At 71.1% G+C, this 14279-nt stretch carries 16 protein-coding genes; 6 read left to right on the top strand and 10 right to left on the bottom strand.

The features are described from left to right. Positions 1–9 precede the first annotated feature (9 nt). The 3 genes from J5V16_RS09330 (at position 10) to J5V16_RS09340 (ending at position 1799) form a co-directional block, all read left to right on the top strand. Positions 10–609, top strand: a complete 600-nt coding sequence (locus tag J5V16_RS09330; RefSeq protein ID WP_208495831.1) for a TetR/AcrR family transcriptional regulator — start codon at positions 10–12, stop codon at positions 607–609. A 123-nt stretch (positions 610–732) separates the two neighbouring features. After that, positions 733–1125, top strand: coding sequence for a hypothetical protein (locus J5V16_RS09335; RefSeq protein ID WP_208495832.1), 393 nt, complete (start codon positions 733–735; stop codon positions 1123–1125). 71 nt (positions 1126–1196) lie between these two features. Then, on the top strand, positions 1197–1799 hold the full coding sequence (locus J5V16_RS09340) for a DUF305 domain-containing protein (RefSeq protein WP_208495833.1): 603 nt from the start codon (positions 1197–1199) through the stop codon (positions 1797–1799). A 55-nt stretch (positions 1800–1854) separates the two neighbouring features. Here the strand turns inward: J5V16_RS09340 and J5V16_RS09345 are convergent, their stop codons facing one another. Beyond that, positions 1855–2499 (bottom strand): VOC family protein, encoded by a 645-nt coding sequence (locus tag J5V16_RS09345; protein WP_208495834.1) that lies wholly within the window; start codon positions 2497–2499, stop codon positions 1855–1857. 347 nt (positions 2500–2846) lie between these two features. Between J5V16_RS09345 and J5V16_RS09350 the strand changes: the two genes are divergently transcribed. After that, a complete protein-coding gene (locus J5V16_RS09350) occupies positions 2847–3284 on the top strand; it encodes a VOC family protein (RefSeq protein ID WP_208495835.1) in 438 nt (145 codons plus the stop codon). Between the two features lie 46 nt (positions 3285–3330). Here the strand turns inward: J5V16_RS09350 and J5V16_RS09355 are convergent, their stop codons facing one another. From J5V16_RS09355 to pip, 3 genes are all read right to left on the bottom strand, one after another. Then, positions 3331–4155: an alpha/beta fold hydrolase gene (locus tag J5V16_RS09355; protein ID WP_208495836.1), complete on the bottom strand. Its 825-nt coding sequence runs from the start codon at positions 4153–4155 to the stop codon at positions 3331–3333. A gap of 58 nt (positions 4156–4213) precedes the next feature. Then, positions 4214–4795: a dihydrofolate reductase family protein gene (locus tag J5V16_RS09360; RefSeq protein WP_208495837.1), complete on the bottom strand. Its 582-nt coding sequence runs from the start codon at positions 4793–4795 to the stop codon at positions 4214–4216. Between the two features lie 84 nt (positions 4796–4879). Beyond that, entirely contained in the window at positions 4880–5836 is a 957-nt protein-coding gene (pip, locus tag J5V16_RS09365; protein ID WP_208495838.1) for a prolyl aminopeptidase, read from the bottom strand. 43 nt (positions 5837–5879) lie between these two features. Here pip and J5V16_RS09370 point away from each other — a divergent pair, with 43 nt between their 5' ends. Continuing rightward, positions 5880–6395 carry a MarR family winged helix-turn-helix transcriptional regulator gene (locus tag J5V16_RS09370; RefSeq protein WP_208495839.1) on the top strand — a complete coding sequence of 172 codons (516 nt, stop codon included), beginning with the start codon at positions 5880–5882 and terminating at the stop codon, positions 6393–6395. Here J5V16_RS09370 and J5V16_RS09375 read toward each other — a convergent pair. The 6 genes from J5V16_RS09375 to J5V16_RS09400 all read right to left on the bottom strand — a co-directional run bounded on the left by J5V16_RS09375 (position 6365) and on the right by J5V16_RS09400 (position 13426). Then, positions 6365–8368 carry a beta-galactosidase gene (locus J5V16_RS09375; protein ID WP_208495840.1) on the bottom strand — a complete coding sequence of 668 codons (2004 nt, stop codon included), beginning with the start codon at positions 8366–8368 and terminating at the stop codon, positions 6365–6367. The two genes, J5V16_RS09370 and J5V16_RS09375, sit on opposite strands and share 31 nt — an antisense overlap. Before the next feature lie 90 nt (positions 8369–8458). Beyond that, positions 8459–9463, bottom strand: a complete 1005-nt coding sequence (locus tag J5V16_RS09380; protein WP_208495841.1) for a LacI family DNA-binding transcriptional regulator — start codon at positions 9461–9463, stop codon at positions 8459–8461. A 463-nt stretch (positions 9464–9926) separates the two neighbouring features. Next, the gene (locus tag J5V16_RS09385; protein ID WP_208495842.1) at positions 9927–11090 is read right to left on the bottom strand and encodes a nucleoside 2-deoxyribosyltransferase domain-containing protein; all 1164 of its coding nucleotides are present in this window, start codon (positions 11088–11090) and stop codon (positions 9927–9929) included. Between the two features lie 33 nt (positions 11091–11123). Next, on the bottom strand, positions 11124–11594 hold the full coding sequence (locus J5V16_RS09390) for an NUDIX domain-containing protein (RefSeq protein ID WP_208495843.1): 471 nt from the start codon (positions 11592–11594) through the stop codon (positions 11124–11126). 84 nt (positions 11595–11678) lie between these two features. Beyond that, positions 11679–12845: an FAD-dependent monooxygenase gene (locus tag J5V16_RS09395; protein ID WP_208495844.1), complete on the bottom strand. Its 1167-nt coding sequence runs from the start codon at positions 12843–12845 to the stop codon at positions 11679–11681. Beyond that, positions 12842–13426 (bottom strand): TetR/AcrR family transcriptional regulator, encoded by a 585-nt coding sequence (locus J5V16_RS09400; protein ID WP_208495845.1) that lies wholly within the window; start codon positions 13424–13426, stop codon positions 12842–12844. The genes J5V16_RS09395 and J5V16_RS09400 overlap by 4 nt, the downstream gene beginning before the upstream one ends. Positions 13427–13625: 199 nt before the next feature. Between J5V16_RS09400 and J5V16_RS09405 the strand changes: the two genes are divergently transcribed. Then, entirely contained in the window at positions 13626–14279 is a 654-nt protein-coding gene (locus J5V16_RS09405) for a hypothetical protein (protein WP_208495846.1), read from the top strand.

A 14279-nucleotide genomic window follows, 5' to 3' on the forward strand; every position in this document is an offset into this window, starting at 1 on the left:
CCTTCAGGCATGGCCGACGGCAAGACCACCGCGTCGGCACGGCGGCCCAGCGGGCAGCGCCGTGCCGACGCCCAGCGCAACATGGACAAGATCCTCGACGCGGGGCTCAAGCTCTACAGCTCCCGGCCCGGCGTCAGCGTCGCCGAGGTCGCCGAAGCCGCCGGAGTCGGGCGCGTGACCCTCTATGGCCACTTCCCTTCCCGCACCGAACTCGCGAAGGCCCTCATGGACCGCGCGTTCGAGGAGACCGAAGCGGCCTGGGAGGGCGTCGACACCTCCGGACCGGCCGACGCGGCGCTGGCGAGGGTCGTGCGCGAGCAGTGGCACCTCATGGAGCGCAACAGGAACCTGCGCGACAACGTCATCGGCGACGTCTCCCCGCAGTGGCTGCGCGCCCGGCACGACCCGATCCTGCGGCGCATCGAGGAGCTCATCACCCGCGGACGGGACGACGGCGCCTTCCGCACCGACCTTCCCGTGTCCTGGCTGGTCACCTCCCTCTACAGCCTCGTCCACGCCGCATCGGACGAGATCACCGCCGGCCGTCTCACCGCCGCGGAAGCGCCCGAGGTGCTCGTGGCCAGCCTGCGGTCCCTGTACCGGACATAGGAGGCGGCCTCAGGTCCGCTGCGACGGCCGCGGCCGGTCGACTACCATGGGCGCGTCGTCCCCGCCGCGCCGTATCCGGCAGCGGCGGTCCAGCCCGTCACGTGCCTTTGGAAGGTCGGCGAATTGACCTGGTTGCGATCGCTCTGGAAGGCCGCCCTCATCGTGGTGGCCGTAGGCGTCGCGCTGATGCACTCGACCGGGCACGCCTGCACCGGCGCCGCCTGCCACATCGAGACGGCCTCGGTCGCGACGGTCGCCGACGAGCACGCCGCCACTGAGGGCGAAGACCGCCACGAGCACCCGATGGGCACCGGCATGAGCCCCTTGCAAGTGTGCATGGCGATCCTCACCGGGCTCGCGATCGCGGTGTCGCTGTGGGCGATCCGGCGGCTCGCGCCGATCGCCGGCGAGGACCCGGCCGCGACGCGCCGCAGGGCCGGCCCCTGGGCCCCGCCGGTCCCGCTTCCGTCCGGGGGCCGACTGTCCCATCTCGAACTCTCGGTGCTGCGCATATAGGCCGAACCGCTGGTCCCCGAACCACTTCGACCCGTACACGCGACAACACCTTCGAAAGAGAGTTCTCCACCATGCGCAAGACCTTCACCGTGCGCCGCGCGCTGTCCGCCGGCGCCGCGGCCCTCGCCGCGCTGTCCTTCGCCGCCTGCTCCGGCAGCGGCGACGAGGGCGGCCACGACATGGACCCCATGGAGTCCGAGTCCGCGACCGCCGACGCGGCGTTCAACGACGCCGACGTCACGTTCCTCCAGATGATGATCCCGCACCACGAGCAGGCCGTCGCGATGGCGGAGCTGGCCGCCGAGCACGCCGAGGACCCCGAGGTCGTCGCGCTCGCCGGGCAGATCGCCGCCGCGCAGCAGCCCGAGATCGACCAGATGACCGCGCTGCTCGAAGCGTGGGGCGAGCCGACCGAGATGGAAGACCACGGCGGCATGTCCATGGGCGGCATGGCGACCGAGGAGCAGATGGCCGAACTCGCCGCCGCCCGCGGCGCCGACTTCGACAAGCGCTTCGTCGACCTCATGATCGTCCACCACGAGGGCGCCGTCGACATGGCCGAGGCTCACCACGCCGAAGGCGAGAACGCCGACGCCACCGCTATCGCCGACGCCGTGATCGAGGCGCAGACCGCTGAGATCGCCACGTTGCAGGAGATTCAGGCGCGAGTGTGACCGGCCCGGGGGTCCGGGCCGGTTGCCCGGCCCGCACCCCCGTTCCTGACGGTCGTCAAGCCGTCGAAGTGACCCCGAGGGTGACCGTTCCGCCGTCGGCGAATCCGATCTCGACACGGACGGCGCCCGAGGTCCCTGGGACCGTTCGCAGCCCAGCGGGCCGGTCACCGCACCAGTCCTCGATGACATCGCGCGGCCCGGCCACATCGATCCCGGTGATGCCCACCGGCTCGCGGCCGTGCTCGGCCCGGAGCGGCGGGAACCCCTCCGACCAGTGGATCAGGCAAGGCAGATAGCGCCGTGCGAAGTTCTGCCCGAACCCGGCCAGCAGGTACGGAGGGAAACCCGGTCCTTCCGCGGGCGCCTCGATGAGCGACATCGCATGCCGCGCCGCCAGTTCGCGCAGTCGCGCTTCCTCCTCGACCGCGACCAGCCAGGCCACCGGGATCAACGTGTCCTCGGGATGCAGCTCGAGCGCTTCCGAATCGAACCGCAGCAATGGCGGGGCGCCCGGCGCGGGCGCCTTCCCGTTCGGGTAGTGGACTTCAAGGAGCTGCCCGTGCCGCAGCGGCACAACGAGATTCGACAGACCCAGACCCGGCAGTTCCCGGCCCCGCGCTATGCCGAGACCGGCTTCGGCCAGCGCCTGCTCGGCCTCTTGCCGTGAGCGGGTGGCGAGTACGACGTGATCGATCTCCATCCGCCCAAACTACCGAGTTCGACAACGATTATCAATAAGGTCGACCGGTCTCAGGCCTGGTACTGCCTCGACGGCCGCGTCGACCTCGCCGGCGCGCAGCATCGCGAGCGCCGGCACGGGTGGGCCTCGAACAGTTCGATGCGGATGCCCGGGTGCTCGCCGCGCATCGCCGCGCCGCTTCGGGGACGAGGGCTCTCAGCATGTATCGATGGTATCTATGGGGTTTCTAGGTGATCTGGCATTGGACTGATAGCAGCGAGAACGCGGTCTCGCTGCACGTCTACGGCACCGACCTCGGCCGGGTCGGCAGCAGCGTCCACCGCTACTAAGAAGGGGATTGAGACACCATGGCACTCAAGCGAATGGACCACACCGGCATCGTGGTCGACGACCTCCCGGCCGCCATCGGCTTCTTCACCGCGCTCGGCATGGAGCTGGTGGGGCAGGCGCCCGTGAGCGGCGAATGGGCGGACAGGCTCACCGCGCTGGAGGGCCTGCGGGCCGACATCGCCATGCTGCGGACCCCGGACGGCAACAGCCAGGTCGAGCTGTCGGTCATCCACAGCCCCAAGGCGACCGCCCCGGCGCCGTGGGAGCCGGTGAGCACGCCGGGCATCCCGCGCCTCGCGTTCGTCGTCGACGATGTGGACGAGGCCATCGAGCAGCTGCGCCCGCACGGCGCCGAGCTCGTCGGCGAGATCGCGCAGTACGAGGACTACGTGCGGTACGGCTACGTGCGCGGACCGGCAGGCGTCATCATCGGGCTGATCCAGGAACTCGGCTGACACGACCGGTCCGCGCACGGAGGCGTCCTCCCCCGGTCGGGCGGGCTCATTCGCGCGCGGTGCGTTCGAGGAACGGGATCACCAGGGCCGCGAGTTCATCGGGGGTGGTGTAGTTCGCGTCGTGCGGGGCGCCGGGGACGACGGCGGTCTCGGCTTGCGGCAGCAGGCGGTCGAGTTCGCTGATCCAGCGCTGGGAGGCCACGGTCTCCTTGGCGCCGCGGGTGATGAGGACGGGCGCCTGCACGCGGGGCAGGCGCCGGTCGATCCGGTCGGCCAGGGCGATGTCGAAGGTGCGCCAGGCGCGCCGCAGGCCGGCGTCGGCCAGGTCGCGCAGGATCACCGGCAGCTGGCCCGGGTCCTCGTACGGGAGGCCGCGGACCCAGTGCCACGTCTGCCGGAGTTTGGTGGGGTAGGCGGGGTCCATCGTGGGGCCCACCAGGACCACGCTCCGCACGAGCGCCGGGTGCTCTTCGGCCAAGGCGGTCGCGACCTGCGCGCCGAAGGAGTTGCCGACGACGGCGACGGGCCCCTCCCCGATCGCCTCGAGCCACATGGCGATCCACTTCGCCAGGGCCGAGACGTCGGCCGGGGCGCCCGGGTCGCCGCTGAATCCGAAGCCCGGCATGTCGAGCGCCCGCACCGGGTACCGCTCGGCGAGCCGTGCGGCCAGCGGCATGAGGTACCGGTGCGAGACGGCCATGCCGTGGACCAGGAGGACCGGTGTTCCGGGCGGGTCCTCGCGGGTCGCCCGCCAGTGCAGCCGCACGCCGTCGACGCGGGCCCAGCGGCTCTCGAACACGGCGTCCGGCCGCGGCGCGGCCGTGGCGAGCCGATGGCGCTCGCGCAGGCGCCGCCAGTTCCAGTCGCGCATCGACGCTCCTTTCACGATGGCATGAGCGTATCGCCGCCGCGGCGTCGCGTTCGGACCGTCAGCGGCGAACCTGGTAGCGCAGGTGGAGCACCCGGTCGCCTTGGAGGACGGTGTCGGGGTCCTCCAGCAGGTGCTGCACGTCGACCGAACCGAAGTAGCGCCTGCCGGTGCCGAAGACGACGGGGGCGACGTCCATGCGCACCTCGTCGACCAGGCCCGCGGCGAGCGCCTGGCCGCCGACGTCGCCGGCGGCGACCTCGACCAGGCGGTCGCCCGCGAGCTCCTGCGCCTTGGCGACGGCCGCCTCGACGCCGTCGACGAAGTGGAACGGCGCCTCGGGGTCCCAGCCTTCGGGCGGGGGCCGGTGCGTCACGACGACCACGTGGTCGATCCCGCCCGGGGGCTCGCCGTCCCAGCCGTCCGTCAGGTCGAAGACGCGGCGGCCGGCGATCGTGACCCCGACCTGGTCCCAGTAGGGGCGGGTGTAGTCGTAGGACGTCTGCGACACCGTGATCGCGCCGCTGTCGTCCAAGGGGACGTCGCCGTTGGTCAGCCACTCGAACAGCGGTCCGGGCCAGTCGTTCTCGTCGGCGATGAAGCCGTCGACCGACACCGACGCGTACATGACCACTCTGCCCACGGGGCCCTCCTTCGGTCTGGGTTGACCTCAACCTAGCGTGTCGTGGGGCCGTCGGTCTCGCAAGCGATCGATCGGACGGCGGCGTTACCGGGCGAACCGGTCCGTGGCCGCCACGATGGCCTCCGCCGTCGCGTCGCCGGAGATGCCGTGGCCCTCATTGGAGATGAGCACCAGCTCGGCGTCCTTCCAGACCTGCGCGAGGTTCCAGGCGATGTCCGCCGGGCCGCTGATGTCCAAGCGCCCGTGGATCATCACGCCGGGGATCCCGGCGAGGTTCGCCGCATCGCGCAGCAGCGCACCGTCCTCGACGAAGCCGGCGTGGCGCCAGTAGTGGGTGACGAGGCGGGCGAACCGCATCCGGAAGCGGGGGTCGTCGAACCGGGGGTCGGGCTCGTGACCGGGGTCGGTGGAGACGTGCACGTCCTCCCAGCGGCACCACTCCCGGGCCGCCGTCTCGCGGACCGACGGGTCGGGGTCCTCGAGCATGCGGGCGTACGCGTCGACGAGGCTGCCGTCGCGTTCGGCCTCGGGCACGGTGTCGCGGAAGCGGGCCCACTCCTCGGGGAAGATCCGGCCCATGTCCCTGGTCACCCAGGTGACCTCGCGGCGGGTGGTGTTGGTGACGCTGAACAGCACCAGCTCCGAGACGCGGTCGGGGTGCGCCTCGGCGTAGGCCAGGCCGAGCGTGACGCCCCAGGAGCCGCCGATGACGAGCCACCGCTCGACGCCCAGGTGCTCGCGGAGGCGTTCGGTGTCGGCGATCAGGTGCGCGGTGGTGTTGGCGGCCAATGAGGTTTCCGGGTCGGCGGCGTCGGGGACGCTGCGCCCGCAGCCGCGCTGGTCGAACAGGACGATCCGGTAGGCCTCGGGGTCGAACAGGCGGCGCCAGAACGAGCCCGCGCCGGAACCGGGACCGCCGTGCAGCACGACGGCGGGCTTGCCCTCCGGGTTCCCGCACGCCTCCCAGTACACGAGGTTGCCGTCGCCCACATCGAGCATGCCCTGGTCGTACGGCTCCACCGGGGGATAGAGACCGGTCATCGCTCCTCCTTCGCATTTATAACAGCGCTGTTAGAATAACAGTGTGAAGCACCATCCCGATCCCGCCGCCCTGGGCACCCTCCTCCGCCACGTCCTCGAGCAGCTCGAGGGCGATGTGGCCGCCTGCTACCGGGAGCGGGGGCTCCCCGAATACCGCCCCCGCTTCTCCCCCGTCGTCCGCGTCCTCCTCGCCGAAGGCCCCCAGTCCGTCCGCGACCTGGCCGCCAAGGTCGGCGTCACCCACTCCGCGGCCAGCCAGACGGCGATCCAGATGGCCCGCGCGGGCCTGGTCGCCCACACCGCCGACCCGGACGACAGCCGCCGGCGCCTGATCTCCCTGACCCCGAAGGCCCGGCGGATGGTCCCGCAGATCACGGCGGAGTGGGAGGCGACCACCGCGGCCATCGACGAACTCGACACGGAACTCTCCATGCCGTTGGCGCACTTGCTCATCGAGGTTTCGGAGGCGATCGGGCGCCGCCCGCTCCGGGACCGCATCGCCGCCGCCTTCGGCGACGAGGACGGCGGTCAGTCCAGTTCGACCACCTCGGCGTCGTAGGGGCCGAGAAGGAACCCGCCGTCGAAGCGGGCCTCGGAGAGGACGCCGGTGGCCTTGCCCTGGAATGCGATCGGCTTCGGTTCGGCGTCGAGGTTGAGATAGAGCACGTGGCGGTCGTCCACGGCGCGGGCCATGACGCCGGCGGGGACCTCCGGTCCGGCGGGGACCTCGAGCAGGGCGAGCTCGGCTTCGAGGAGCGGGTCGAGGACTTCGCGCCGGGCGGGCAGGGCGACGTACACCGCCCGGCCCGAGCCGTAGCGGTTGGCGGTGATGAGCGGGTAGTCCGCGTCGAGGCCCGTTGCACGGGCGAGTGTTTCGGCGGTGGTGGGCTCGACCAGGTCGAACCGCGGTGTCGCGGCCGAGACGGCGCGGCCGTCGAAGTCGAGGTCGAGTCGTTCGCTCCCGGTGCGGCCGTGGGCGAGTTCGTTGAGCATCGCGGTCTCCTCGTAGGAGCCGACCCGGATGCCGAAGACGTCGTCGAGCCCGCCTGGGCGGGTCGAGGCGAAGGCCTGGCCGTCGGCGTCCAATGTGGCCGAATACGAGGTCATGACCACGGTGCCCCCGCGCTCGACGAACGCGCGGATGCGGTCGGCGGCAGCTTCGTCGAGCACGAGCACGCCCGGGACGATCAGCAGCTTGAAGTCGAGCGCGCTGTGAGCGAGGTCGACCATGCGCACGTCGAGGTTGCGGCTGACGACCGCTTCGAACGCGGTCTGCGCCTGCCGGTCGTGGCGCTCGGGGAAGACCGCGCTGGCGATCTGGCTGGGGAAGTCCAGCGCCACCGCGACCTCGGCGCGCGGCCGGTAGGGGAAGCCGCGGCCCTCCAGCTTCGCGAACTCGGCGGCGATCCGCCGGTACTCGTCGAGCTTGCGGTTCGGGCGGCCGTCCCAGTCGACCATGCCCTGCAGGAACTGCTCCTCCCCCGCGTGCATGGTCTGCCAGGTCCAGCCGCACACGAGCTGGTTGCCCAACATCAGGGAGGCGTAGGCGGACTTGCGGATCGAGCCGGGGACGGCGGTCATCGTGGTGAACTCGGTGCACCAGAACGGGGTGGTGTTCTCGTACTGGATGCGGGCCATGCCGAACAGGGCGCCGCGCAGGCCCTCATTGTCGATGATCGTGCCGCCCGGGTAGAAGCCGTTCCCGGCGCGCGTGATCCGTCCCCTGTAGGCGGCGGGGGCGTAGTCGAAGTGCTTCTTGTCGGCGTAGTACCACATGTTCGTGGTGGTGAGCATGCCCGGAGCGTTCGCCTCGACCACGTCGAGGAGCGCTTCGAGGTAGGTCTCGACCTCGTGGGAGATGAAGCGGCGGAAGTCGAGGACGCGTTCGGGGGCGCCGGTGTAGGTCCCGGACTGCGGCAGGCCGACGTCGGCGAAGTCGCCGATGCGGCGGGACCAGCGGTGGCCGGCCCAGGCCGTGTTGAGCGCTTCGGCCGTGCCGTACTTGTCCTTGAGCCAGGCGATGAAGCGCGCCCGCACGGTCTCGGAGTAGGAGATCGGGCCGTCGCCGGGCTCGTTGTCGATGCCGAAGGCGGCCAGCGCGGGGTGGCCGGCGTAGCGCTTGGTCAGCCGGTCGGCGAAGCGCATCGCGTGGGAGCGGAAGGCGGGGTCGCCGACGTCGTCCATGTAGCGGTGGTTGGGGTAGAGCCGGCCGCCGTCGGAGGCGACGACGTCGATGGAGGGGTGCTTGCGGTGGAGCCACAGCGGCGCGGGCCGGACGGCGATGTCGAGGATGACGCCGATCCCGTTGGCCTGCATGAGGTCCATGACCTCGTCGAACCATTCGAAGGTGAATGCACCGTCGCTCGGCTCGAAGGTGTCCCAGGCGAGGTGGCCGAGGCGCACCATGCGGATGCCGGCGTCGCGCATCATCGCGGCGTCGCGGCGCCAGGTGGCGGGGTCGGAGTCGTGCGGGTGGTAGTTGGCGCCGACGATGAGGTCGGGCAGGTGCTGGCCTGCGGCGGAAGGGTTCACGGGTTCCTCGGTTTCAAATCGGTCGGGTCGGTGATCGCTTGAGTGAAGGTTCACGCTCTTAAGGAGCTGAGACGCGTCCGGCCCGCGTGCTCAGGCGCTGCCCCTCCACAGCACGCGGGAGGCGGCCCGGCGCCGGATCGGTTCGAGGCGGGCGAACTCGGCCTTGGCGAGGGTTTCGACGACGTCCATGACATGGCCGGCGAACTCGCTTCGGTCGATGGCGATGGAGGTGAGCGGCGGATCGACCGCTTCGCCGAGGGCCAGGCCGTCGACGCCGACGATGCTGACGTGCCGGGGGACCTCGATGCCGAGGTGGTGCGCGCTCTGGACCGCGCCGAGTGCCATGAGGTCGTTGAACATCAGCACCGCGTCGGTGCCGGGGTGGCGTTCCATCAGCTCGGCGAAGGCCCTGCCGCCGCCCGAAATGGACTCCTCGCCGACGATGACGCCGGTCAGGTCGTCGCCCACGGCGTCTTCGAACCACCGCCGGCGCGGTGATACCGTGTCGCCTCCGAAGTGGCGCCGGTAGTTCGCCGAGTCGACCATGCCGAAGGTCTGGGCGCCGCGTTCCCGCAGGACGCCGACCGCCTCTTCGACGCCGGTCTTGAGGTCGACGCCGACCGCGTGCACGCCGGGTGCCGAGTCGGACCCGGACCGGAACTCAGCGTCGAGTCGCACCAGGGGGAGTCCCCCGCACACCCGCCGGAGGTGGGCGTCCGCGCCGGCGAGGTGGCCCACGATGACGTCGACCTGCGGGGCGAGCATCGCCAGCGCCTCGTCCATGCCGCGTTCGGTCGAGGCGACCATGATCTGCCAGCCGCGGTCGGCGCCGGCTTCGAGGAGCGAGGCGGCGAGGTCGGTGTAGTAGGGGTTGCGGAAGGAGGCGACCACGAAGCCCATCGCGGGGGTCTTCTCGCGGGTCACGAGGCTGCGGGCGAAGCGGCTCGCGCGGTAGCCGAGGCGTTCGGCGGCGTCGAGGACCTTCTGCCGCGTCGCCTCGCTGATGCGGCCCGTGCCGTTCATCGCGCGCGTCACGGTCTGGCGGGAGACGCCCACCTCCGCGGCGACGTCGAGGATCGTCACGCGTTTGGCCACGGTCCCGTCCCTTCGATGCTGTCGGGCTCGTGATAGCGGCCCGTGCCGGATGCGCCCGTCTCGTGGTGGAGCGTAATGGGTGAACCTTCACGCTGCCGAACCGGGCGGCCGCCGGCAACCGGCGGTCCCGCGCAGCGCCCGGGATTCCCGGCGGGCGCGGTCGGACACTCGCAGGGCCCTCGGTGACCTACCGCCGAAGGAGCCCCCATGCAGCCGTTCTGGTACCGCAATGCCGTTGTCTACGCCGTCGGCCCGGCCATGTTCCGCGACTCGGACGGGGACGGATGGGGCGCCGCCTCCGGTCGATCTCGCGTTGTTGTCGCCGAAGGAGATCGCGATACCGCTCGCGGCCCGTCGGAGAGCGCTCAGGCAACTGCGAGCCCGAAGCGTCGTCTCCTTTCTGGACTTCGATGACTTCGACCGGACTCCGCTCGACGCGCCACGATCCGGCCGATCGGCGGGTTCAGTCCGCCAGCGCCTGGGTGATCATGCCGAGCGTCGCCCAGTCGACGAGCCGCTGGTCGCGGATGTCGGCGTAGGTGGCGATCTCGATCCAGGTGCGTTCCGAACCGCCGCCGTCGCCTCCGGGGACGTCCTGGCGTGCGCGCAGCCAGTCGAGTTCGGCGCCGGTGATCTCGGCGGCGAACAGGTGCGCCCGGTGGGCCGAGACCGTCGCGGCGACCTGCCGTGCCCCGAGTGGACGGAGACGGTCGGCGTCCAGGACCAGACCGGTTTCTTCGCGGACTTCGTCGACGGCCCATGCGGTCGGGTCGTGCCGGGTGCTGCTGCCGCCGGGGAGTTCGTGGACGAAGCCGTCCACGGTCGTTGCCGGGGAGCGGAACTCGCGCACCAGGACGACCACGGTGTCGTCCAGGGTGCGGCCGGGGCGGTACAGCGCGACCTGCGCGGCGTCCGGGCGCGAGAGCACGACCTCGTTGGATTTCACGCGGTTCTCGTCCGCCACATGGACTTCGACGTGCGCGGCCCAGTAGAAGACGGTGTCGCGGGCCGGGCCGACCCGGAACGTCCATTCGACGCGGGCGCTGACGAGGCGGTTGCCCGCGGCCCGCTGCGCGCGGTGCCAGGCCTGGAAGCTGTCGGTCGCCCACACCTGGAGCGGCACGGTGCGTTCGCCTTCGGTGCGGTGCGCACCGGTTCCCACCTGCGCCAGCGCGGCCCGGACCGTGTCCGCGAGCGTGTCGCGGACCGGGACGCCGTTCGCCTCTGCCAGGTGCCGCAGGTATTCGTTCTTCGGCGCGGTCGGCGGCGCCCCGAACACCACTTTCCCTGAAGCGACCCACGCCCCGTATTCGATGTTCGTCGTCAGCGCGGGCATGGTGGCCATGTCCCTGGGGACCCAGAACACGATCACGTCGACCGCGTGCATCCACCGGGACTCCCAGTCGGCTTGGCCGGTGTAGTCGGCGAGCACGCCTTCGCGCAGCTCGGGCGTGAACACGACCAGGCGGCCGTCGTGGCGCCACTGCTCCTGAAAGAAGGCCACGGCGTCGCGGTTCCACGCGGGCACGTCGGCCGAGCGCGGCAGTGGACCGGCGAGGAACACCGCGGCGTCCCACGATGTCGGTGGCGCCTCGTTGGCGTGGACGACGATGACTTCAGAGTCCATTAAGGCCTGCCTTCCGTTCGACGCGTTCGGGGTTCAGCGGCCGGTGAGCGCCAATGCCGCTTTGAGCCAGCGGGACACCGGGGCGCCGCCGAGTTCGTCGAGGCTGCGGATCCACCTTGCTTCGGCGATCTCGGAGGCGAGGTGGAAATGGGCCGTCGGCGCCGGCGCCGTCACGATGGTGACCGTGTCCCGCTTGCCCTCCGCGGCCGTCTGGGCGCGATCGAGGACGGTGAACTCCGCGGCGTCCATCGCGATGCGGAGCTCCTCCCACATCTCCCGGGCCGCGGCCTGCTTCGGCATCTCCCGGACCGGCTTGTACCCGCCGCCAGGAAGCCCCCACCTCGCGGTGTCGCCGTAGGCGTGGCGGACCACGAGGAACCGGCCGTCAGGCAGCGTCAGGAACGCCTTCACGCCGAACGTGGCGGGTTTCGCCACCCGCCACCACAGGCGCTGCGACCACGCCGCCGCTTGCAGGACCGGGGGCGGGACGTTGATGCGGCGCATGCGTCAAGCGTCGCATGCCGGTGCGGTCGGGTCGACCACCGCCACGACGGGCCGTCGGCAAGGACGAACGGGAGGATCTCCCCGTCAGGCGGCGAGTTCGGCGACGTGTTTGCGGCCCTTGGGGAAGAGGGGGCCGACGAGGAGGCGGTCGAGGCCTGGGAGCTGCATTGCGCGGAAGCCCCAGCGGCGCAGGAGGAGCCTGGTGAAGGTGCGGGGCAGGAACCATTCGGTGACGCGGTCGCGGGCCGCGCGCTGCACGTCGCCCGCGACGGGGCGCCAGCGGCGTTCGTATTCGGCGATGCCTTCCTCCACTGAGGAGGCTCGATCGAGGCACTCGCCCAGGAGGTAGGCGCCCGCGACGCCGAGTGAGGCGCCTTGCCCGGCGATGAGGGAGACCGCGTGGGCGGCGTCGCCGAGTAGGACGGTGCGGCCCTTGCTCCACTGCGGGAGGTCGATCTGGGCGACCTGGTCGTAGTAGACCTGGTCGGGTGCAGGGCAGGCGGCGAGGGCGCGTTCGGCGAGGTCGCCCATGCCGGCGTAGGCGGCGCGGAAGGCGTCGCGGGGGTCGTCGGACAGGGTGGTGCCGGGCGCGCGGTGGACGGCGAAGACGGCGACCTGGTCGTCGGTGAGGCCGTAGAAGCCCATCTGCCGGTTGCGGGTCTCGGTGAGCACGAACTGGCCGCGCACCTGCGCGAACATCTCCGGGTCGGTGAAGATGTAAGCGCCGGTGTGCATCCCGAGGTACCGCAGGCAGTCCTGCTCGGGGCCGAAGGCGAGGGCGCGGACGCGCGAGTGGATGCCGTCGGCGCCGACGACGAGGTCGGCGTCGACCGTGGTGCCGTCGGAGAGGTGGACGCGGTCGTCGTCGATGGTGTCGATCGTGGTGCGGTAGCGCAGGTCGACCTGGTCGGGAAGGGCTTCGCGCAGGAGCCGCTCGAGGGCGGGCCGCATGATGCTGGCGAGTTCGCCGCCGAGGGCTTTCGCGAAGAGCGTGTAGTCGATGCGGACGGTGGTGCGGCCGCGGTCGTCGATGTAGCGGAACTCCTCGACCGGACTGGCGTGCCGGTTCATCTCGTCGCCCAGGCCCATCAGCTGCAGCGCCTCGTGTCCGGGGCCGAAGAAGTCGATCATGTAGCCCTGCGGGCGCGGCCCGGGAGCGTGGTCGACGAGGTGGACGTCCCAGCCGTGGTGGTGGAGGCGGTGGGCGAGGGCGAGGCCGGCGATGCCGGCGCCGCAGATGACGGCTCTCATTGTGCTGCTCCGTTCGAGGGTCGGGTGAGGTGGCGCAGGAGGGGCGCGAGCCGGGCGGCCGACAGCCGCGCGTCGAGGCTCTTGTGGAGGAGAAGGCCGTCGATCGCGGCCATGATGAGGGTCGCCGCCTCCTCGGGATCGGTGCGGCCCGCGCGGGCGAGCATGGCGGAGAGGTGGGCGCGGAAGTCGTCCATGAGCTCGCGCATCCGGTCGCGCAGGTCCGGGTCGCGGGTGGCGGCGAGGTACGCCTCGATGACGAGCAGCGAGGCCGGGTCGGCGCCGGTGTACCGGTCGACCTCGACCAGCAGCGCCTCGACGGCACCGGGGGGATCCGGCGCGGCGTCCAGTCCGGCGGCGGCGCCCTCGAGCAGGGGCCGCATCCCTTCCACCGCGGCCTGCCGCAGCAGTGCCTGCAGCGATTCGAAGTGGTAGTGCACCAGGCCGGACCGGATGCCGGCGCGCTCGGCGAGGAGGCGGGTGCTCACGGCGTTCCATCCGATCTCGGCGATGAGTTCCTGAGCGGCGGCGATGAGCCGGGCGCGCACTTCGCGGCCGCGTTCGGCGTTGGTCGGGCCTGCCACGTCCACCTTCTTGGTCGATCGTCCAATACGATTGACCAACTATACCGCGCCGACGCGCTTCCGGTCGGCCGCACCACTTTCCCTCCACAACGGCTCCACGCCGCCGCGCGAGACTGGTGCGACTCCGCGTGATCGCTCCCCCGCTCCCCGCTCGAACCAGCGATCGCACCCCTGATCGGCCAGGAAGGGAACATTCCCCATGCCACGAACCTCTGCGAAACGTCTGAGCCTCAGAGCCGCATGCATAGCCGTCGCCGCCTTCACGACGGTGGCGGTCACGGCGGGCGTCGCCTGGGCGGCCTACACCGACAACATGTACCCCACGCAGTACCTCACGGTGGGCTGCTTCAGCGTCAGCGGACCCCACCAGTCGGGCTTCTGCCAGACCGACAACAAGGACCTCACGTACTACATGGACAGCGGCGGCAGCAACAAGCTCGAGGCCGGCGACCGCTCCGTCGTCAACAACGTCATGAACAACATCTACGAGCCGACCGACCTCTCCGTCACGTACGACTCGTCCCCCTCGTTCTCCGGCAGCGCGGAGACCGACATCGTCTTCGAGGAGAGCTCGTCGGGCTTGTCCTCCAGCGTCGACGGCTACACCTTCTGCAACAACGCCGCCACCACGCTCAAATGCGACCAGCAGTACATCCGCATTCGCGGCGGCGGCCACTACGGGCAGGGCCTCGTATGCCACGAGACCGGGCACGCCGTCGGCCTGACCCACGGCGACGACGCGTCGCCGAGGAAGAGCAGGACCGACGAGAAGCTCGGCTGCATGGAGACGCCGGTCAGCAATGACGAAGGGCTCCAAGCGAACAACATCGAGAACATCAACGCCACCTACTGA

The sequence above is a fragment of the Glycomyces niveus genome (assembly GCF_017592475.1).
Lineage (GTDB): Bacteria > Actinomycetota > Actinomycetes > Mycobacteriales > Micromonosporaceae > Glycomyces > Glycomyces niveus.

What these genes read in the sequence shown, in the direction of transcription:
- J5V16_RS09405 (WP_208495846.1), top strand. Translation starts at nt 13,626, where the DNA reads ATGCCACGAACCTCTGCGAAACGTCTGAGCCTCAGAGCCGCATGCATA.
- J5V16_RS09385 (WP_208495842.1), bottom strand. Translation starts at nt 11,090, where the DNA reads ATGGACTCTGAAGTCATCGTCGTCCACGCCAACGAGGCGCCACCGACA.
- J5V16_RS09345 (WP_208495834.1), bottom strand. Translation starts at nt 2,499, where the DNA reads ATGGAGATCGATCACGTCGTACTCGCCACCCGCTCACGGCAAGAGGCC.
- J5V16_RS09340 (WP_208495833.1), top strand. Translation starts at nt 1,197, where the DNA reads ATGCGCAAGACCTTCACCGTGCGCCGCGCGCTGTCCGCCGGCGCCGCG.
- J5V16_RS09350 (WP_208495835.1), top strand. Translation starts at nt 2,847, where the DNA reads ATGGCACTCAAGCGAATGGACCACACCGGCATCGTGGTCGACGACCTC.
- pip (WP_208495838.1), bottom strand. Translation starts at nt 5,836, where the DNA reads ATGACCGGTCTCTATCCCCCGGTGGAGCCGTACGACCAGGGCATGCTC.
- J5V16_RS09355 (WP_208495836.1), bottom strand. Translation starts at nt 4,155, where the DNA reads ATGCGCGACTGGAACTGGCGGCGCCTGCGCGAGCGCCATCGGCTCGCC.
- J5V16_RS09330 (WP_208495831.1), top strand. Translation starts at nt 10, where the DNA reads ATGGCCGACGGCAAGACCACCGCGTCGGCACGGCGGCCCAGCGGGCAG.
- J5V16_RS09395 (WP_208495844.1), bottom strand. Translation starts at nt 12,845, where the DNA reads ATGAGAGCCGTCATCTGCGGCGCCGGCATCGCCGGCCTCGCCCTCGCC.
- J5V16_RS09390 (WP_208495843.1), bottom strand. Translation starts at nt 11,594, where the DNA reads ATGCGCCGCATCAACGTCCCGCCCCCGGTCCTGCAAGCGGCGGCGTGG.